22 protein-coding genes are annotated in these 20295 nt (G+C 40.1%); 4 read left to right on the forward strand and 18 right to left on the reverse strand.

Going from position 1 to position 20295, the window contains the following annotated elements; genetic code table 11:
• Window positions 1–97 precede the first annotated feature (97 nt).
• The 3 genes from DO88_RS08985 to DO88_RS08975 form a co-directional block, all read right to left on the reverse strand.
• Complete coding sequence (locus DO88_RS08985) at window positions 98–838, reverse strand: phosphoadenylyl-sulfate reductase (RefSeq protein ID WP_007376198.1); 741 nt, start codon at window positions 836–838, stop codon at window positions 98–100.
• A 42-nt stretch (window positions 839–880) separates the two neighbouring features.
• Entirely contained in the window at window positions 881–2578 is a 1698-nt protein-coding gene (gene cysI / locus DO88_RS08980; RefSeq protein WP_033039494.1) for an assimilatory sulfite reductase (NADPH) hemoprotein subunit, read from the reverse strand.
• Window positions 2579–2639: 61 nt separating this feature from the next.
• Window positions 2640–4454 (reverse strand): assimilatory sulfite reductase (NADPH) flavoprotein subunit, encoded by a 1815-nt coding sequence (locus DO88_RS08975; protein ID WP_033039496.1) that lies wholly within the window; start codon window positions 4452–4454, stop codon window positions 2640–2642.
• Window positions 4455–4759: 305 nt separating this feature from the next.
• On the opposite strand from DO88_RS08975, the gene DO88_RS08970 reads away from it, so the two are divergent.
• Window positions 4760–6397 carry an endonuclease gene (locus tag DO88_RS08970; RefSeq protein WP_008133324.1) on the forward strand — a complete coding sequence of 546 codons (1638 nt, stop codon included), beginning with the start codon at window positions 4760–4762 and terminating at the stop codon, window positions 6395–6397.
• 55 nt (window positions 6398–6452) lie between these two features.
• On the opposite strand, the gene DO88_RS08965 is transcribed toward DO88_RS08970, so the two are convergent.
• The 12 genes from DO88_RS08965 to rpsJ all read right to left on the reverse strand — a co-directional run bounded on the left by DO88_RS08965 (window position 6453) and on the right by rpsJ (window position 12594).
• Window positions 6453–6791 carry a hypothetical protein gene (locus DO88_RS08965; protein ID WP_150115546.1) on the reverse strand — a complete coding sequence of 113 codons (339 nt, stop codon included), beginning with the start codon at window positions 6789–6791 and terminating at the stop codon, window positions 6453–6455.
• Between the two features lie 839 nt (window positions 6792–7630).
• Window positions 7631–7888: a 30S ribosomal protein S17 gene (gene rpsQ / locus DO88_RS08960; RefSeq protein WP_007376193.1), complete on the reverse strand. Its 258-nt coding sequence runs from the start codon at window positions 7886–7888 to the stop codon at window positions 7631–7633.
• Complete coding sequence (gene rpmC / locus DO88_RS08955; RefSeq protein WP_002957889.1) at window positions 7888–8079, reverse strand: 50S ribosomal protein L29; 192 nt, start codon at window positions 8077–8079, stop codon at window positions 7888–7890. The genes rpsQ and rpmC overlap by 1 nt, the downstream gene beginning before the upstream one ends.
• Complete coding sequence (rplP, locus tag DO88_RS08950; protein WP_002957890.1) at window positions 8079–8492, reverse strand: 50S ribosomal protein L16; 414 nt, start codon at window positions 8490–8492, stop codon at window positions 8079–8081. The genes rpmC and rplP overlap by 1 nt, the downstream gene beginning before the upstream one ends.
• Before the next feature lie 12 nt (window positions 8493–8504).
• The gene (rpsC, locus tag DO88_RS08945) at window positions 8505–9206 is read right to left on the reverse strand and encodes a 30S ribosomal protein S3 (protein WP_002957891.1); all 702 of its coding nucleotides are present in this window, start codon (window positions 9204–9206) and stop codon (window positions 8505–8507) included.
• A gap of 11 nt (window positions 9207–9217) precedes the next feature.
• Complete coding sequence (rplV, locus tag DO88_RS08940; RefSeq protein ID WP_002957892.1) at window positions 9218–9550, reverse strand: 50S ribosomal protein L22; 333 nt, start codon at window positions 9548–9550, stop codon at window positions 9218–9220.
• A 13-nt stretch (window positions 9551–9563) separates the two neighbouring features.
• Window positions 9564–9842: a 30S ribosomal protein S19 gene (rpsS, locus tag DO88_RS08935; protein WP_004588689.1), complete on the reverse strand. Its 279-nt coding sequence runs from the start codon at window positions 9840–9842 to the stop codon at window positions 9564–9566.
• Window positions 9843–9857: 15 nt separating this feature from the next.
• Complete coding sequence (rplB, locus tag DO88_RS08930; RefSeq protein ID WP_007376192.1) at window positions 9858–10682, reverse strand: 50S ribosomal protein L2; 825 nt, start codon at window positions 10680–10682, stop codon at window positions 9858–9860.
• Between the two features lie 15 nt (window positions 10683–10697).
• Window positions 10698–11000 carry a 50S ribosomal protein L23 gene (rplW, locus tag DO88_RS08925; protein WP_002957896.1) on the reverse strand — a complete coding sequence of 101 codons (303 nt, stop codon included), beginning with the start codon at window positions 10998–11000 and terminating at the stop codon, window positions 10698–10700.
• On the reverse strand, window positions 10997–11602 hold the full coding sequence (gene rplD, locus DO88_RS08920) for a 50S ribosomal protein L4 (RefSeq protein WP_002957897.1): 606 nt from the start codon (window positions 11600–11602) through the stop codon (window positions 10997–10999). Before rplD ends, rplW begins: the two co-directional genes overlap by 4 nt.
• Window positions 11603–11619: 17 nt before the next feature.
• The gene (rplC, locus tag DO88_RS08915) at window positions 11620–12255 is read right to left on the reverse strand and encodes a 50S ribosomal protein L3 (RefSeq protein ID WP_002957898.1); all 636 of its coding nucleotides are present in this window, start codon (window positions 12253–12255) and stop codon (window positions 11620–11622) included.
• A 27-nt stretch (window positions 12256–12282) separates the two neighbouring features.
• On the reverse strand, window positions 12283–12594 hold the full coding sequence (gene rpsJ, locus DO88_RS08910; RefSeq protein ID WP_002957900.1) for a 30S ribosomal protein S10: 312 nt from the start codon (window positions 12592–12594) through the stop codon (window positions 12283–12285).
• 417 nt (window positions 12595–13011) lie between these two features.
• Between rpsJ and plsB the strand changes: the two genes are divergently transcribed.
• Window positions 13012–15450, forward strand: coding sequence for a glycerol-3-phosphate 1-O-acyltransferase PlsB (gene plsB / locus DO88_RS08905; protein ID WP_007376190.1), 2439 nt, complete (start codon window positions 13012–13014; stop codon window positions 15448–15450).
• Between the two features lie 20 nt (window positions 15451–15470).
• On the opposite strand, the gene tesB is transcribed toward plsB, so the two are convergent.
• On the reverse strand, window positions 15471–16328 hold the full coding sequence (gene tesB / locus DO88_RS08900) for an acyl-CoA thioesterase II (protein WP_002957902.1): 858 nt from the start codon (window positions 16326–16328) through the stop codon (window positions 15471–15473).
• Between the two features lie 77 nt (window positions 16329–16405).
• On the opposite strand from tesB, the gene DO88_RS08895 reads away from it, so the two are divergent.
• Window positions 16406–16867 carry an EVE domain-containing protein gene (locus DO88_RS08895; RefSeq protein ID WP_033039499.1) on the forward strand — a complete coding sequence of 154 codons (462 nt, stop codon included), beginning with the start codon at window positions 16406–16408 and terminating at the stop codon, window positions 16865–16867.
• 108 nt (window positions 16868–16975) lie between these two features.
• Here the strand turns inward: DO88_RS08895 and DO88_RS08890 are convergent, their stop codons facing one another.
• A complete protein-coding gene (locus tag DO88_RS08890) occupies window positions 16976–18043 on the reverse strand; it encodes a potassium channel family protein (protein WP_033029275.1) in 1068 nt (355 codons plus the stop codon).
• A 159-nt stretch (window positions 18044–18202) separates the two neighbouring features.
• On the opposite strand from DO88_RS08890, the gene DO88_RS08885 reads away from it, so the two are divergent.
• Window positions 18203–19150: a chemotaxis protein CheV gene (locus tag DO88_RS08885; RefSeq protein WP_007376187.1), complete on the forward strand. Its 948-nt coding sequence runs from the start codon at window positions 18203–18205 to the stop codon at window positions 19148–19150.
• Window positions 19151–19217: 67 nt separating this feature from the next.
• Here DO88_RS08885 and DO88_RS08880 read toward each other — a convergent pair whose 3' ends face one another.
• Complete coding sequence (locus tag DO88_RS08880) at window positions 19218–20234, reverse strand: metalloprotease (RefSeq protein ID WP_007376186.1); 1017 nt, start codon at window positions 20232–20234, stop codon at window positions 19218–19220.
• Between the last annotated feature and the right edge of the window lie 61 nt (window positions 20235–20295).

The following is a 20295-nucleotide window of genomic DNA, read 5'->3' on the forward strand; positions in this document are numbered from 1 at the left end:
GAGTCTAATTAAAAATACTTAATCCGGCAATTTTTTCACAATAAAAAAGCAGCCGAAGCTGCATTTTTATTTTCGATTTAGCTATACGTGTACCGCGTTAAATACCATCGCCATCAATGTGTAACCCACACTCACGATTTAAACCAAAGAAACGAGTTTCTTCTTCTGTCATACCCGGCTCTAATTTACGCGTAGTGTGTACATCTCCCATCGACACATAACCTTGCTCCCATAATGGATGATAAGGTAAGTCATGCTTAGTAAGATACTGATACACATCGCGATTCGACCATTCAATAATCGGGTACACTTTAACTGTGCCACGACTAATTTCTACAAACTGTTTATCTGCACGTGTAGATGATTGATCGCGTCTTAAGCCACTAAACCAAGTACCCGCTTCTATTTCTTTTAACGCACGGGTCATTGGCTCTACTTTATTAAGCTGATTATATTGCTTAATTCCACCTTCGCCTTGCTCCCATAATTTACCAAATTTAGCCTCCTGCCATGCAGGACTAAGCTGCGCTCTATACACCTTTAAATTAAGTGATAAGCGCTCGCTCATTTGCTCAATAAACTGATACGTTTCAGGAAACAAATAACCTGTGTCGGTTAAGACAACAGGAATATCTGGACGTTGTGAGGTCATTAAATGCAGCATTACTGCCGCTTGAATACCAAAGCTAGATGATAAAAAGGCCGTATTAGGCAAGTTATCAAGCGCCCATGCAACACGCTGTTCTGCGCTCATATTTGCTAGTAAACCATTAGCATCAGCTAACATAGCCGCTTGGCTTTGTTTATCTAGCTGTAAAATGTTTTTAAATTCACTCATGGTAAATTCCAAACCTCACCAGCGCTTAGCGCTGGTATTTAATTAAGCGTGAAAATCGGTTACTGATACTTTTACTTCAGCAACAATGCCTTTGCGAATAACAAAGTCACCAAAACACTCACCGTCGTTGCGCTCTTTAGCCCACTGGCCAATTAGCTTATCGAATGCGTCTAGGTAAACATCTTCGCCTACGTTCTCAAGGTACAATTTAGGAATACGTGTGCCTTCTAAATTACCACCTAAGTAAACGTTGTACTTACCAGGACCTTTACCTACTAAACCAGCTTCAGCAAGCATTGCGCGGCCACAGCCGTTCGGGCAACCTACAACGCGCATAATAATGCTGTCATCTGGTATACCGTGCTTTGCAAGTAATGCTTCTGTTTTTTCTACTAGGCTTGGTAAGTAACGCTCTGCTTCGGCCATTGCAAGTGGGCACGTTGGCAGTGAAACACACGCCATTGAATTTTTACGCTGCTGCGAATCGGTGTCATCAATTAAGCCATGACTACGGGCGATTTCTTCAATTACCGCTTTTTGATCTGCAGGCACACCGGCAATAATTAAGTTTTGATTAGCCGTCATGCGCATATCACCTTGGTGAATTTCAGCGATTTTACGACAACCGGTTTTAAGCGGTTTGTCTGGGTAGTCTAAAATACGACCGCTTTGAATAAATAATGTTAAGTGGTGCTTACCATCAATGCCTTCAACCCAACCAATACGATCGCCACGATGAGTAAACTCAAACGGGCGACTTGGCGCAAACGTAACGCCTGAACGCGCTTCTACTTCAGCTTTAAATACATCAACGCCTACACGGTCTAATGTGTATTTAGTTTTTGCATTTTTACGATTTGAACGATTACCCCAATCGCGCTGCACAGATACAACATGCTCTGCAATTTTTAAGGTATCTTCTAGCGGTATAAAACCAAAGTCATCGGCTTTACGCGGATAAGTTGCTGTATCGCCGTGCGTCATGGCAAGGCCACCGCCCACTAATACGTTAAAACCAACAAGCTTGCCGTTATCAGCAATAGCCACAAAGTTTAAATCGTTAGCGTGTATATCAACTTCGTTATTAGGCGGAATTGTTACCGTTGTTTTAAACTTACGCGGTAAATAGTTAGATCCTAAAATTGGCTCTTCTGTAGTTTGCGCTTTTTCTCCATTTAACCAAATTTCGGCATACGCTTTTGTTTTTGGTAATAAATGTTCAGAAATCTTTGTAGCCCAATCGTAAGCCTCTTGATGTAGCTCAGACTCAACTGGGTTAGTAGTACAAAGCACATTACGGTTAACATCACCTGCGGTAGCAATAGAGTCTATGCCCACGCTATCAAGCATTTGGTGCATGCCTTTGATGTTTGGCTTTAGCACACCATGAAACTGAAACGTTTGACGCGTTGTTAAACGGATGCTGCCGTAGCTTGTTTTGTCATCTGCAAACTTATCAATTGCCAACCACTGCTCTGGCTTAATAATACCGCCAGGCATACGTGCACGTAACATTACATTATGTAGGGGCTCTAGCTTTTGCTTAGCACGCTCACCACGTATATCACGGTCATCTTGTTGGTACATACCGTGAAAACGTATTAGCTGAAAGTTATCAGCGGTAAAGCCACCGGTAATTTCGTCTTTTAAATCTTGTTCTATGGTGCCACGTAAAAAGTTACTTTCTCTTTTCAAACGCTCGTTATCAGAAAGCTTTACGTTTTTATCTTGTTCGCTCATTTTAAATCCTAAATTTGTTACAGTGACGGCTGTTAGCTGTTAAATAAAATAAGAAACGTGATTAATACACGTCTTTCTGATAGCGGTTTGCGCTACGCAAATCTTTTAAGTATTGCTCTGCGTCTTCATCGCTCTTGCCTGTGTTTTCTTTGATGATATCGACCAAGGCGCTGTGTACATCTTTTGCCATGCGATTTGCATCACCACAAATGTAAAAATGAGCGCCAGCTTCTAACCATTCAAACACGTCTTTACTGTTACTGCGCAACTTGTCTTGCACGTATACTTTTTCGGCTTGGTCGCGGCTAAATGCAACATCTACTTTATTAAGTAGGCCCGATTTTAAATAACCCTGTATTTCTACTTGGTATAAAAAGTCTTGAGTGAAATGTGGGTTACCAAAAAACAACCAATTTTTACCTTGTGCTTCACGCGCATCACGCTCTTGTAAAAATGCACGGAACGGCGCAATGCCCGTACCTGGGCCAACCATGATCACCGGTGTATCATCGTTAGTTGGTAGGCGGAAGTTATCGTTATGTTCGCTAAATACTTTAACTTTACAGCCTTCTTCAGCTCGGCGAGTTAAGTAACCCGAACAACCACCTAAGTGCTCACTATCAAACGCATCAAACTCAACTAAGCCTAGAGTTAAATGCACTTCGTCTTCAACCTCTGCTTGACTAGATGCAATTGAGTACAAGCGAGCTTGCAGCTTACGTAGGCAATCGACTAATGTTTGCGCATCAATTTTTGCTGGATTTTGGCGAATTACATCAAATATCTGGCGAGGTTCAATATACGCACGCATTGCAGCTTTATCTTCCACAAGCTTTAATAATTCAGGCGTACCTGTTGCTGTTGCGTATTTTTCTACAAAACCTGGGTATGACTGAGTCAGCTCTAGTTTTTCAATAAGTGCGCCGCGTACGCTTAGCTCTTCATCACCTACTTTTACAATGCTTGCTGCATCTATTTGAGTGAGTGTAAGTACTTCATCAACTAATACATCGTCATTTAAAAAGTACACACCTAATGAATCACCTGGTGTATAAGTAATGTCTGAACCTTCAAGTGAAATTTCAACGTGGCGTACATCTTTAGTTGAGTCGCGACCGGTAATTTTTTGAACTGTTAAAAGCTCTGCTTCAAATGGATTTTGTTTTGTATATTGGCTTGAAGCGGTAGTTGGTGAACCAAAAGGCATAGCTAAAGCTTGACCGCCGGCGGCATCTTGTTGCGCTTTTAAATCTGGCTCAAATGCATCAAGTGCACCGGCGATCCATGTTGCAGCTTCATCTTCGTAATCTACATCTAAATCAGCACGTTGATATATAGTTTGTGCACCAAGTTTATTTAAGCGCTCTTCAAAGTCTTTTGCTGTTTGACAGAAAAACTCATAGCTAGAATCACCCAAACCAATAACGGCTATTTTTACATTGTCTAGTTTTGGCGCTTTTTTAGTGGCTAAAAATTCATGTAGTGTTTCACCGTCTTCAGGAGGCTCACCCTCACCATAAGTAGACACAACGACAGTTAAAAACTTTTCTTTTTTCAGGGCTGTTGGTTTGTAATCAGACATGCTAACCAATTTAACTGCTAGGCCTCGTGATTCGGCCTGCTCTTTCATTTTGGTAGCGACACCTTTTGCATTACCCGTTTGCGAACCATATAAAATAGTTAGTGCTGCAGAATCGCCATTAGCCTGTGCGCCTGAAATAGGAGCTCCTAGCGCAGCTGAATTAGCATTAGCAGCTAAGTAACCACTTACCCACGCTTGTTGAATTGGATTAAGTTCAGCCACTAAACCTTGCAGCTTCTGTACTTGCTCTTGCGATAGCGGACTTGCCGCAGCATTTAGTTGACCTAACAACATGAATCGATTCCCCATAACCCTGAAAATTAAACACAATACACTTTATGTATTGTTAAAAAATGAGTTTTACCTCATCCAGAGTGTATCTGTTGAGGTTTTCTAAGTATGTAGGATAACGGGGTCTGCATAGATAAAAAAAGAATAGAATCTGCTTTGATATTCCATTTAGTTATTAATTTTTAAAAACACCTTCAAAAACAGATTAAAGATTTATTATTGCTTTTTATCGAATTTTAAATTAACAATTTTGTAACCAAACTAATATAAGGTATATTCTTCATTCAAAATAAAAAATAGGAATACTCATGTCATACGGGACATATAAAAACAAACTACTTAGTACGGCTTTATTACTCGGCTCACTGCCAGTAATGGCCAATGTAGCTAATGGTAGCTTTGAACAGTGGTCAGGAAATACACCTGCATCATGGACTACTATAGATAGCGGTATTAACTTATCACGCTCAACTAGCACAGTGAAAAGCGGTAGTAGCTCTGCTGCTGTAAATGTAACAACTGGTTCGCAAAGTAACACGGATTTACTACAGCAAATTGCTGTTGAAGCAGGTCAAACTTACGATTTTTCTGCTGATATTTACCATACGGAAGGTAAAATTAAAGCCCGTTTGTATGTCGATGGTTACCAAGGCTATTCAAATGAGGCGCAAACGAATCAATGGCAAAAAATCAGCCATAGCTACACAGCAAGTAGCAGCAAAACAATTAACGTGGGTCTGCGTTTTTATGATGTTAGTGGATTTGACGGTAGCGAAATTGTCTACGTAGATAATTTTTTACCAAATAGCGATGGTGGCTCATCAACAAGCTGTTCTGACAATAGCCTTACCCTAACGCTTAATACCGATAATTATGGCAGCGAAACAAGTTGGTCTATTAATAATAGTCAAGGTAGTTCAATTGCTAACGGTGGTGGTTATGAGTCAAACACTCAGTATGATGAACAAATATGCTTAACTGATGGGGCATACACGCTTGTAATTAGTGATAGTTATGGTGATGGCATGTGTTGCTCTACTGGTAATGGTAGCTATACACTTAAGCAAGGCTCTATCACTCTTGCCAGCGGTGCGAGCTTTAGCAATACAGACAGCTCAGCTTTTGAGTTAGGAAATTCTGGCACAGAACCTGGTGATGGCTCTGGCGGAACTAATCCAACACCCACTGGTTATTATGTAACGACACAGGGCTTAACTGGCTATGCGCTGAAAACTGAGCTTTATAATATTACTAAAGATCATAATGCACAGGGTTATTCGGCGATTTGGAATTTTTATGATTCATCAGCACGTGATAAATACTTTGAAAACGATAATAGTATTTTAGATATGTATAGCGAAAAGCCAAACGGTTCAGACAGCTATAACTATACAGCCGTGAGCGATCAGTGCGGTAACTATAGTGGAGAAGGCGGCTGTTACAACCGTGAGCATTCATTCCCGAAAAGTTGGTTTGGCGGCACTATTGAACCTATGAACTCAGATGTTCACCATATTTACGCAACCGATGGTTATGTAAACTCAAAGCGTAGTAACTATCCATTTGGTGAAGTATCAAGTGCTTCATTTACATCCACTAACGGCAGCAAATTAGGTTCAGCTACAAGCTCATTAAATTACTCAGGTACTGTATTTGAGCCAATTGATGAATTTAAAGGTGACTTTGCACGCGCTTATTTTTATATGGCAACACGCTACGAAAATGTAATTGGCTCTTGGCAAAATATAACTACCTCAAGCAACGCAGTACTTAACGGTTCACGCAACCAAGTATTTGAAAGCTGGGTTGTAGCCATGCTGCTCAACTGGCATAACAGTGATCCTGTGAGCCAAATGGAGTTAGATCGCAACCAAGCCGCTTATGAATTTCAAGGTAATCGTAATCCATATATCGACCATCCTGAATTTGTAGAGATGATTTGGTAAGAGCGAATAAACAAAGTAAGAGCCTCAGCATTTTCTGAGGCTTTTTTATTACCCACTATTGAAAGACCACATTACTGCCATCCTTAGTACTAAAACCGCTTTCTCCAAAAGTAATAAGTAGACTTTGCCGATTATGCACTACAACAACTTGCTTGGCTGAATACATTGATAACTTATAACCAACGTTAACCAATAGTCCTGAAAGCAACGTAAGTTCAGCACTCGTAAATGGTTTTCGCTTATTGTTATTAGCCCAATCTAGAGCGTTTATCGTAAATATATTCGGTGATTTAAAAGAGTGCTGAACTAATTTCACAATATTTTGTATCTGCTCGATAGATGGCTGGTATTGAGTAATCCCTAAGCTTAATAAATAACTTTGAATGGTATACATATCACTTATTACTAAAATAAAAAACACATCATAAAAGCTCAAGTTAAGTTGAGGTAAAGCACTTTAAATAACTTAACCTGAACTCTGGTTAAGAGATTTACTAACGTATTGAATCATGGTGATATTTAAATTTATTTCTCTAGCTAGAGATTTTCAGTGAAAACAAGACGAATTTACGCGCCAATAGCTGCCTATTGTAGGTAAATTCAACGCAGTTAGCGCTGAAAGTAGCTGCTCGAGATAAATTTATTATCCAGAGTTTAGGTTAACTTATATAAAAACTAGGGCGTGTTTATCTTTCGAGGTTGAATTTTCAGCTTTAGGCAAGGCGAAAATATATAGAGAGCAACGAGATGCTGGCCGATTAGAAAATCGTATTTTATTGGTATTCCCCGTTATATGTTTTTGTTACGCTATTAATAAGTCTGCTTCTATATAAACTTTTTCTAAAAAAGAAAGTATAAAATCAATTACAAATATTTTAACTACATTTAATATCTATCCGTGACGTGGTTTATATGATGCGAACAACTCAATGCTTTACGATTCGCGACACTCTTTTAGTTTCAGATTTCGTAATTATTCGACCCAGATTATACCAATCTACTTATATATGGGGTCTATTTAACATTAAGAAAATTAAGCTAGAACTAGGCAAAAATTTTATCTAGTTGTTCTAAATAAAAATTTTAACGACGTTATAGTCGTAATTTAACTCGTTAAATTGCTCAAAGATTTATGCCAGTTGGAATTATGACTTTTAAAATTGACAGTGCCTTAAACACAAAAAGCCCCAGCTAATGCCGGGGCTTTTTTACAAAACTAATTTAATTAAAAAATTAAGCTAGTTTTGGACTAGAAATAACGTCTACTAAAGTCCAAGATTTATTCTTAGAAATTGGTGCGCATTCACGGATAGTAACTACGTCACCCGCTTTTGCTGTGTTATTTTCGTCATGTACGTGTAACTTAGTCGTACGTTTAATGAATTTCCCATAGATTGGGTGCTTCACATAACGTGCGATAGCGATAGTGAAAGATTTTTCCATCTTGTCGCTGATTACACGGCCTTGAAGAGTACGAATTTTATCGCTCATTATTGACCTGCCTTCTGGTTAATAACTGTTTTTACACGCGCGATATCGCGGCGTACTGTTCTTAGCGTGTGTGTCTGAGCCAACTGACCAGTGCTAGCTTGCATGCGCATATTAAATTGCTCACGAAGTAGTCCTAGAAGTTCAGCATTAAGCTCTTCTACGCTTTTGTCTTTTAGTTCGCTAGCTTTCATCACATTACCGTCCGAGTTACGAAAGTTGTTTTGAATGGCAGTTTACGAGCAGCAAGGTCAAACGCTTCACGAGCAAGCTCTTCTGAAACACCTTCCATTTCGTAAAGTACTTTACCAGGCTGAATTTCAGCAACCCAATATTCAACAGAACCTTTACCTTTACCCATACGAACTTCAAGAGGTTTTTCTGTAATCGGTTTGTCAGGGAAGACACGAATCCAGATTTTACCTTGACGTTTCACGTGACGCGTCATAGCACGACGAGCTGCTTCGATTTGACGAGCAGTCATACGGCCACGGCCAGTTGCTTTCAATCCGAAAGTACCGAAGCTTACTTTGTTACCGTTTTGCGCTAAACCGCGGTTGCGGCCTTTGTGCATTTTACGGAATTTTGTACGTTTTGGCTGTAACATTACTCGCTACCTCTACTTAGCACTTTTCTTGGCTTTCTTTGGTGCGCGTTTAGCTGGCTTCTCTTGCTCTTGTACTAGTGGTAAACCACCAATAACTTCGCCTTTGAAGATCCAAACTTTAACACCAATGATACCATAAGTGGTTAAGGCTTCAGAAGTTGCGTAATCGATATCAGCACGAAGAGTATGTAGAGGTACACGACCTTCACGATACCATTCTGAACGTGCGATTTCAGCGCCGCCAAGACGACCGCTAACTTCAACTTTAATCCCTTTAGAACCGATGCGCATTGCATTTTGTACCGAACGCTTCATAGCGCGACGGAACATAACACGACGTTCTAGTTGAGAGGCAATGCCGTCTGCTACTAGTTGTGCATCTAGTTCTGGTTTACGTACTTCAGAGATATTAATCTGAGCAGGTACACCAGCGATTTTAGTTACCGCTTGACGTAATTTTTCTACGTCTTCGCCTTTTTTACCGATAACAACACCCGGACGAGCCGTATGAATTGTTACACGGATTGATTTTGCTGGACGCTCAATAACGATTTTAGACACAGAAGCCGTTTTCAATTCCTTAGTAAGGAATGTACGAACTTTGTGATCGCCAAAAAGCTGTGCAGAGAAATCTTTTGAACTCGCGTACCAGGTAGAAACCCAAGGTTTAGATATACCTAGGCGAATACCAGTAGGATGAACTTTTTGTCCCATTACTTATACTCCTAGCTATCTGAAACCATAACAGTGATATGGCTTGTACGCTTAAGGATGCGGTCTGCGCGTCCTTTAGCACGAGGCATAATACGCTTCATTGTAGGACCATCGTCCACAAAGATCGTTGTTATGCGAAGCTCATCAATGTCAGCACCTTCGTTATGCTCTGCGTTAGCAATAGCAGACTCAAGTACTTTCTTAACTAATACAGCGGCTTTCTTAGGGCTGTACGCCAGGATTTCTAGTGCGCGATCGACAGGTAACCCGCGGATCTGATCTGCAACTAGACGTGCTTTTTGCGCCGAACCAGAGGCGAATTTATGTTTAGCTAATGCTTGCATTTATCTTCCCCTCTTATCGTTTCTTCGCTTTCTTATCCGCAGCATGGCCACGGTAAGTGCGAGTTGGTGCAAATTCACCTAGTTTGTGACCGATCATTTCGTCAGAAACGAAAACTGGTACGTGCTGGCGACCATTATGGACAGCAATGGTCAATCCGATCATGTTAGGTATGATCATTGAACGACGGCTCCAAGTTTTAATTGGCTTTTTCTCACCGCTTTCCAAAGCTTTCTCTACCTTCTTCAGCAAGTGTAGGTCTATAAAAGGACCCTTCTTGAGAGAGCGTGGCATGGCTATTCCTCAATATTACTTAGTACGACGACGTACTATAAATTTATCCGTACGCTTGTTCTTACGCGTCTTCGCACCTTTAGTCGGCTTACCCCATGGAGACACAGGATGACGACCACCAGATGTACGACCTTCACCACCACCGTGTGGGTGATCTACCGGGTTCATGGCAACACCACGAACTGTCGGACGAATACCACGCCAGCGATTTGCACCTGCTTTACCAAGTGAACGAAGCATATGCTCAGCATTGCCTACTTCACCTAGAGTCGCACGACAATCAGATTCAACTTTACGAACTTCGCCTGAACGAAGACGTAATGTTACATACTGACCATCACGAGCAAGGATTTGAACGTATGCACCAGCAGAACGTGCGATTTGAGCACCTTTACCTGGTTTTAATTCTACGTTGTGAACAGTCGAACCTACAGGCATATTACGCATTGGTAATGCATTACCAGGTTTGATTGGTGCATCAACACCAGACTGGATTGCATCGCCAGCTTTTAAGCCTTTTGGTGCGATAATGTAACGACGCTCACCGTCTGCATATAATACAAGAGCGATGTTTGCGCTACGATTTGGATCGTATTCTAAACGTTCAACAGTGGCTGGAATGCCATCTTTAGTACGTTTAAAATCGATTAAACGGTAATGTTGTTTATGACCACCACCGATATGACGAACCGTAATACGACCATTGTTATTACGACCACCTGATTTAGAGTTTTTCTCTAAAAGTGGTGCGTATGGCTTACCCTTATGTAGATCTGGGTTAACCACTTTAACTAGGTGACGACGGCCCGCAGAAGTAGGCTTACACTTTTGAAGTGCCATAATTCTATCCCCTTATTACTCGGCGCCGCCGACAAAGTCTAGCTCGCTGCCTTCTTTAAGAGTAACGTAAGCTTTCTTCCAGTCGCTACGACGACCGAAACGTGCGCCAGTACGTTTTGTTTTACCCTTAACGTTAAGTGTGCGAACACCAGTTACTTCTACTTCAAAAAGCTTCTCAACTGCTACTTTAATTTCAGCTTTAGTTGCGTCATTTACTACTTTGAAAACAATAGTGTTGTTTTCTTCAGCAGCAATAGTGCTTTTTTCAGAGATATGTGGAGCAAGGATCACTTTTAAAAGACGTTCTTCGCGAATCATGCTAGCGCCTCCTCAAGTTGCTTAACAGCAGCGGCTGTAATAAGTACCTTATCGAAAGCAATTAAGCTTACAGGATCGATACCAGCTACATCACGCGTGTCAACCTTATAAAGGTTACGTGCCGATAAGAAAAGATTTTCATCTACTTCTTCAGTCACGATAAGAACATCTTTAAGCTCAAGTTCTTTAAGCTTAGCAACTAGTTCTTTAGTTTTTGGTGCTGCTAGAGCAAAACTTTCAACAACGATTAAACGCTCTTGACGAACTAATTCAGATAAGATGCTTTTAATCGCACCACGGTACATTTTACGGTTTACTTTTTGGCTGTGGTCTTGTGGTTTAGCTGCAAAGCTAACGCCACCTGAACGCCAAATTGGGCTACGGATTGTACCGGCACGTGCACGGCCAGTACCTTTTTGAGCCCATGGTTTTTTACCACCACCGCTTACTTCAGAACGTGTCTTCTGAGCACGAGTACCTTGACGAGCACCTGCTGCGTATGCAACAACTACTTGGTGTACTAATGCTTCGTTAAACTCACGTCCAAAAGTAGCTTCAGAAACTTCAAGACCGCCAGAAGCGTCTTTAATTGCTAATTCCATCACTAAATCTCCAGGACTTATGCTTTAACAGCTGGTTTAACGATAACGTCACCGCCAATAGCTCCAGGTACTGCACCCTTAACTAAAAGCAAATTACGCTCAGCGTCAACGCGAACTAGTTCTAAGTTTTGAGTCGTTACACGCTCAGCACCCATATGACCGGCCATTTTCTTACCTTTAAACACCTTACCAGGTGATTGGTTTTGACCGATTGAACCAGGAGCACGGTGAGATAGAGAGTTACCATGTGTAGCGTCTTGCATGCTGAAATTCCAGCGCTTAACACCACCTTGGAAACCTTTACCTTTAGAAGTACCGGTTACGTCAACCTTGTTGATTTCGTTGAATAATTCAACAGTAAGCTCTGCGCCTACTTCAAAATCGCCTTCACCACCGTTAAGGCGGAATTCCCACAGACCGCGACCCGCTTCAACACCAGCTTTAGCGAAATGACCCGCTTTAGCTTTGTTTACACGACTTGCTTTTTTAGTGCCTGCGGTTACTTGAAGCGCGTTATAACCGTCTGTTGCGTCAGATTTGATCTGAGCAATGCGGTTAGGTGTCGCTTCAATAACTGTCACAGGGATAGATACACCATCTTCAGTGAAGATTCGTGTCATACCCACTTTACGACCGACTAGACCTAATGCCATTTTCCTAAAACCTCTCTAATCTTTCGATTAACCCAGGCTGATTTGAACATCAACACCAGCAGCAAGATCTAAACGCATAAGCGCGTCTACAGTCTTGTCAGTTGGTTCTACGATGTCTATCAGACGTTTATGGGTGCGGATCTCGTACTGATCACGCGCATCTTTATTAACGTGCGGTGAAGTTAGTACAGTAAAACGTTCAAAGCGTGTAGGTAGTGGGATTGGACCACGTACTTGTGCGCCAGTGCGTTTCGCAGTTTCCACGATTTCTGCCGTTGATTGGTCAATCAAACGGTGGTCAAAAGCTTTTAGGCGAATACGAATGCGTTGATTTGACATTCTTAACCTCAATATAAAGAGCATTTAAAAGAGCATAAAAAAACGACCGAAACAATCTTAAAACTTAAGATGTCGGCTGTTTGATTATATCTACGTTGAGTTCCAAATCGGAACTCCTGTTTATTAGCTTGAAATCCAAGCTTAATTTATCCTTTCTAGTTCCCTAGGGAATTTTGAAAGCCTGCGTATTATAGAGGTATTGGTGATAAATGCAACAACTATTTAGAAACAATACAATGACCACTAATTTGATTAAATAAGCGCCCGTACATACTCACTGGCTATACTTGAACTAATACCTCTACTATTAGTCAATTAATAAGTTAACTACTCAATAGCGCAAACTAAAGAATTTTTGGATATTATGGTATCCTATTGCGCTAATTTTGCCTTTAATACTCTCAATATGGTGAGTCGATGCGTATTTTTAATTATTGTTTAAATGTTTTGTCTGCTGGATTTAGCCGCTTACTAGTACGAAGTAAAGTGCTGCCAGAGAACCCCATTGAGCAGTATGATCTAAACCCAGAATACCCTACATTTTATATAGTGCGTTTAAATTCACGATTTGATTTAGCGGCACTCACACATGTGTGTAAAAAACATGGTTTGCCAAGCCCAATTGAAGAGCAAGTATTAGGCTCTCAGCATTTAGATCGTTTTATTGGAATCAAAAATCCACCACCATTATTTGGCGACAAAGCTAAACCAACAAATGCTTTAGCTCAAGGTAAGCAGATTATTGAACACTTAATTAATAGTGGTCAACAGAACGTACAAGTTGTACCTGTTACAATTTTATGGGGCCGCGATCCGGGTAAAGAAAAACCAGGTTTACGCACATTAATTACACACTCGGTAACACCTAGTTGGTTTAGAAAGTTTTTTGTCGTGTTGTTTTCAGGACGTGATAACTTTATTCGCTTTAGTCAACCTCTCGACTTATCGCTTTTGGTAAACGAGAAAGCCGATGTAAGTGAGTTACCACACAAATTACTGCGTGTCGCTCGCGTTCACTTTAAACGTCAAAAGCTCGCAGCTACTGGCCCCAAAATGCCATCTCGTGAACAATTATTTAATTCTTTATTAGCGTCCCCTACAATTAAAAAAGCAATCCTAGATGAAGCTAAAGCTAAAAATATTAGCCAAACTGAAGCTCGTCAAAATGCACTCAAGTTACTTGACGAAATAGCCGCTAATTATTCAGAAGCAATGATACGTGTAGCTGAGCGATTTTTAACGTGGTTGTGGAATAAGCTTTATAACGGTATTAATATTAAACACACAGAACAACTTCATGAATTGACTAATAAAGGCCATGAAATAATCTACATGCCTTGTCATCGCAGTCATATGGACTACTTGCTCCTTACTTACTCAATATATCATTTAGGTTTAGTACCGCCACATATAGCTGCAGGTATTAATCTTAACTTTTTCCCTGCCGGCGGGATATTTAGACGCTCGGGGGCATTTTTTATTCGTCGCTCATTTGCAGGTAATAAGCTTTATTCTGCCATCTTCAAAGAGTATTTAAGCCAACTGTTTATTAAAGGTTACTCTGTTAAGTTTTACACGGAGGGCGGTCGAAGCCGAACTGGGCGCTTACTTCCGCCTAAAACAGGTATGCTTTCAATGACCTTACAAGCGATGCTTCGCGGAATAGACAGACCAATATCTATTGTTCCTGTGTACATTGGCTACGAGCACGTAATGGAAATAAACACTTACCTTAAAGAGCTGGATGGTAAAGATAAAAAAGGCGAATCTATTTTCGGTATTTTTAAGGCGATTAAAAACCTTAAAAACTATGGTCGTGGTTATCTAAACTTTGGTGATCCAATTTCAATTAATCAATATTTAAACGACAACCAACCCGATTGGCGTGATTCAATACATCCTACCGATGTACAAAAGCCACAATGGTTAGGCACACAAGTAACTCAACTTGCTGATCAAGTAATGATTAAAATTAATAATGCAGCAGCACTTAATGCTGTTAACTTATTGGCGATGATTTTACTCGTTAACGATAAACAAGCATTGAGTAAGCCAAAACTTTTAGCACAACTTGATTTTTACCTGCGCTTACAACGCGATGCCAGTTATAGCGATAAAGTAACAGCGCCTGACGAAACACCAGAGCAATTACTAACACATGCATTAAAGCTTAATAAGTTTGAAGTTATTAGTGATGAATTTGGTGAAATAATCACAATTAGTGATAAAGAAAAAGTCTTATTTAATTACTATAGAAACAATATTTTGCACTTATTCGCAGTACCAAGTTTAATTGCACTGCACCTATTTAAACAACACAGCACTACGATTACTCAATGCCAGCAACTTGTAAAAACATTTTATCCGCTATTTGCTAAAGAGTGGTACTTACAGCCTCTTGATGAAAACTATATAACACGAATTTTAGCTAACTTTGCTGATCAAAATTTAATTGAGTTTGATGGCGATAACATTCATATAACGAACAGTAATGACTGCCTAGCTAAGCTTGAAATGCTTGGACGAGCACTTAGCTTCACTCTGCAACGATACGCTATTGTAATTGGTTTTATTCAAACAAGTGATGGCATTGAAAAAGCAGAACTTGAAAGAGAAAGCCAAGTGCTCGCGCAACGTTTAGGCACACTGCATGGCATTAAAACACCTGAGTTTTTTGACAAAAAAGTACTTGTTAGCTTTATCGATAACTTACGTGGAGAGTCATTAATAACAGAAGGTGAAGAGGGCTTAGTAGGTAGCACACAACTATGTGAAACCTACGCACACCTTAAAACATTACTGCCAGCACGCGTCTGGCAGTCAATCAGCGATATAGTACAAGACCAGTGTAACTAGCAATGCATTTACAGAAGGGGTTAGCGCTGGCGCATAACCCCTTCTTGCATTGTTGAGGCAACCAAGTTGCCTTGGCGATCAAAAAACTGCCCGCGTACTAAACCACAACCATTGCTCGCACTTGGGCTATCAATTGAATACAAAATCCAATCATCCATTCTAAATGGGCGATGAAACCACATTGCATGATCAATAGTAGCTACTTGCATATTTGGCTGCATAAACGATACACCATGAGGTTGTAATGCAGTTGGTAAAAACTCAAAATCAGACGCATACGCTAATAAGTAATTATGGATACGCTGATCGTCCGGCATTTCACCATTGGCTTTAAACCAAATATGTTTTACTGGCTCCATAACTTCTGGCTTAAACGGGTTATGAAATGTCACAGGTCGCATTTCAATTGGCATTTCACGGGTAAACTTATTACGGATGACTTCAGGAATGTGTGAAGCGTTATCTTGGTAAAACTCAAGCGATGAACGTAGTTCTTCAGGTGCGGGAACATCAGGCATCGTCGCTTGATGCGACAAACCATTTTCTTCACCCTGAAACGACGCAGTCATATAAAAAATAGGCTTACCGTACTGAATCGCTTTTACTCGGCGTGTACTAAAACTCTTCCCATCTCGAATAGTTTCAACATCATAAACAATGGGTTTAGCCGGATCGCCTGGGCGTAAAAAGTAAGAATGTAATGAATGAACTATTCGCCCTTCAGGTAGAGTTTCTTTGGCAGCAGAAAGCGCCTGCCCCATAACTTGACCGCCAAACACAGCACCAAAGCCTAAATCTTGGCTTTGTCCTCGATATAAACCTTGCTCAATTTCTTCAAGTGTTAACAACGACAATAAATCATCTAATACTTGGCTCATCATTTCTTCCTCATTACCCTGATATTCAAATGATACTATACAATAGTGGGAAGTAAATATATGTTAGGAATACTGTTATGGCTTACTGGCTTTTTAAAACTGAACCCGATGCTTTTTCATTAGATGATTTAAAAAACGCTCCAAAACAAACCACGCTTTGGGAAGGCGTACGTAATTACCAAGCGCGGAACTTTATGCGTGATGGCGTTAAAATTGGCGACTTGGTGATGATTTATCATTCAAGCTGTAAACAAGTGGGTGTAGCGGGTATTGCTATAGTTACAAAAGAAGCCTACCCAGATCCCACTCAATTTGATTTAAGTAGTGATTATTACGATGCTAAAGCCACCAGCGAAAATCCTCGTTGGGTTGTCGTTGAAGTAACCTATCAAAGCCATCTAAAAAAATTGGTGAGTCTTAAAGATATAAAAGCGAATGATTCAATTACTGAGTTAGCACTAAAAAAAGCAGGGCGATTATCTGTTATACCAGTCACAGAACATGACTGGCTGCAAATAGTGAAGATGGTTAGCACTTAGCTTTATTCTTTCGGTCTTTAGGCGCAATCCAAAGCAAAGAAGTAACCTGTGTCACAAAAAGTCACGACACTGATAAAAGAGCCTTTTTCATCGCCTTGGGTAGGCTAGCTATCGTTCCAAACTTGTCCAATCAACTTCACTACTTAATACTCGCTCTACAGATATGTAGTGCAAAATATCACCTTCACTTACTTTGTAATCAAGCGGTGGGTTTAAATCCATATTTTGCGCACTCAAATTGTGTGCAACGCCTAATAATATTGCATCATGTTCAAGCTTAAAATGATGAAACAAAGTGCCAAATTCCATATCTTTACAGTCTTTAGGTATTGCCAAACTAAATTGCGTATCACCATGGAGTGTAGAAAGCAGCTCTTCTTGTACACGGCTAGAACCTGGATCTTGCATTGAACGTACAAGTATTTCTGCCGATTTAGCACTGCTACACTCTACATTTTGACAATGCTCTAACAGCATATCTATTTTTGTCTCATCTAAGAAATGAGCACTGATATGGCAATCATCCTTAACTAAACGGCTTATACGCAGTGCAGTAGTAAATGTTTGATCGTCATCTTGCCCATCAATAATGACTTTATCGGCACGACTTATTGCAACACGCTCAAGTTCGGATAAATTTGTAAAACTGGTTAGATGTGCAAAATCAACATGTTCGTTAGTTAAAAAAGGGTGATCCATTTGCTCTGTTACCGCGAGTAAAATACGGCGGTCAGTTCGCTTCCTGTCAGCCAAAATGTAATCAATCATCTTTTTTGTACGAGTGTCGTGCCAACCAAAAATAATAATATGGTTAATACTGTGTGCAAAACTTTTATCACCAGTCATAGCGCGCCTAATTAAATAAGTAACTGTTTGCCCTGTTTTTCCAAGCAGGACACCAAATAAAGCTAAACCAAATGGGATCTGTACTAATGCTACCACCCAACGGCCAAGTTCTGTCGTTGGGCTAAAATCACCATAACCTACCGTTGATGTTGTTATTACGTAATAGTAAAAAAAAGTACTTGGGGGTATCAAGGCTTTTTCATTTGCGATCACTAATAAGCACCACGTAATAATAATATGCATAAAGGTAACAATCGCAACAGATTGCCAACTCACTTGCTCTATATGACTGCGTAATAACACGATAAAACGTTTAAAAATATGATGCATAGTTATTGCTAATAGATTAGTAAAATTACTCTGTAGTACGGTACTGCAAATTATACCACCATAGCAACAACTAGCTGTAATCGAAAAATAATAACTGAGCTATGAAGTTAAAAAATAGTAGACTATAGTTATAAAATAATTAGATTAGATAAGTTCATTATGGTTGGTGTTTTAGCTTCGGTTGATCAACGTACTCAGTTGGTTGGTGAAAACCGCTTAGAGTTGTTACTGTTTTATTTACATAGCCGGCATTTATTTGCACTCAATGTGTTTAAAATAAAGGAAGTGGTAAAATTGCCACATTTAAGCAAAATTCCCCATTCTCATTCCAAAATAACCGGAGTTGCGAATATTAGAGGTGAATCTATACCTGTAATCGATTTACGGCAGGCTATTTCTATGTCCGCAGTAAAATACGCCGAAGACTGTAACTTAGTTATTACTGAATACAATAGAAGCGTACAAGGCTTTTTAATTGGCAAAGTTGATCAAATCGTCAATATGACATGGTCAGATATTATGCCTCCGCCTAGCTCTGTTGGTAAAAATCATTACTTAACAGCCCTCACTAAAATAAAGCGCGATGGCCAAGAACAGCTCGTTGAAATTATTGATGTAGAAAAAGTGCTTGCCGAAATAGTTGAATATGAAGTAGATATTTCAGAGGGAGTACTTGATCAAGGTATCGTCAATGAGTTTGCAGGACGTAAAATACTTCACGCCGATGACTCACCCACTGCACGTAAACAAGTAAGCGATACGCTGTCACAACTGGGCATTGAGATTGTGCCTGCAAGTAATGGCTTAGAAGCTCTTAACATGCTTAGAGGCTGGGCTGATGAAGGGCGAGATGTCGAAAAAGAGCTCTTAATGGTAATTACAGATGCTGAAATGCCTTCAATGGATGGCTATCGCTTAACCCATGAAATACGTAATGATAGCAGGCTTAAAAATCTCTATGTCGTCCTTAATACTTCCTTAAGTGGTAGTTTTAACGAAGCTATGGTAGAAAAAGTAGGGTGTAATGCATTCTTATCTAAGTTTCAGCCAGACTTACTCGTTGAAGAAGTACAAAGCCGTTTAAAGATAGTGCTTAATTATACGTAGACAATAGGTACCCTTTTGTATTGTCTACGTATACAGCTTACTGAGATACTTCTTTAATCGTAGATTATCAACTCGATAAAATGGTCATCGGCAGGCTTAATATGGGGTTCTCTGAATCCGCAAAATGCATCATTACAGCTACATGCCCAGCCACTACAACTGCATACATAACAGCTGAAAAGCCTTGGCCATATTTATCTAGCGGCATCAAATGTGAATAGTGACGGCCTCGCCATTCAAATACAATCTCCAGCGCACCGACAAACAAAAAGAATACCAGTAACATCAAACCAAATGTGTAACTCAGCCATAAGCCAAATAGTACCCCGAGTAAACATACGCTCAAACCAATCCATGAACGCATTGAAAAACTGATACTTTTTAATACATGCCCACCATCAAGCGGTAAAATAGGTAACAAGTTAAATAAATTTAATAACGCACTAAGCACCGCCACACCGGCAAATATTTCCATCTCTGTGGCATAATATAAAACCACGCCCAATACAGAAGTAATTAAACCAAATGCAGGCCCCATTAGTGATATAACTACATCTTGCCAACGCGTTGTTATTTTATCGTCACTAACAGCGAGCCCGCCCACAAATGGGATTAGGTAAATGCCCTTGGTTTTTATGCCAAAGTATTTCATTGCGCGCACATGTCCGTACTCATGTACGACTAAACAACCAATTAGCATTAGTGCAAATTCGATACTAAATAACCACGCATAGCCTGCAACAGAAGCCCCTGCAAGCACTACTTTAATTACCTTGGCACTTTTAAAAAGCTTAAAACCTAATGCTGCTAATCCTAAAAAGCCTTTTTTAGGTGCTGCATTTACCGGGGCAGGTAACGCAAGTTGTGTTGCAAATTGCTCATCTACAAATAGCGAAATGCTTTGCTCTTCCACTGCCTCTGTATCAATACCTATTACTTTGTTGTCGTAAGTAAATTGATAATAGTTTTCACGAGGATTATCAAAGGTAATGGCTTGTTGAGCATGAAAAACTTGTACAATCTTTTGCCCTGAAACCATAAATGAAAAAGGCTGTTCAGCTAAAGTAAGATCTATTCTTATCATAATTAAAACCGTTTAAAACAATGGCGTTAGTATACCGAATCGGCTAAAAAACACGAGTAAC

The sequence above is a fragment of the Pseudoalteromonas sp. S3431 genome, assembly GCF_000690035.1.
Taxonomy (GTDB): domain Bacteria; phylum Pseudomonadota; class Gammaproteobacteria; order Enterobacterales; family Alteromonadaceae; genus Pseudoalteromonas; species Pseudoalteromonas fuliginea.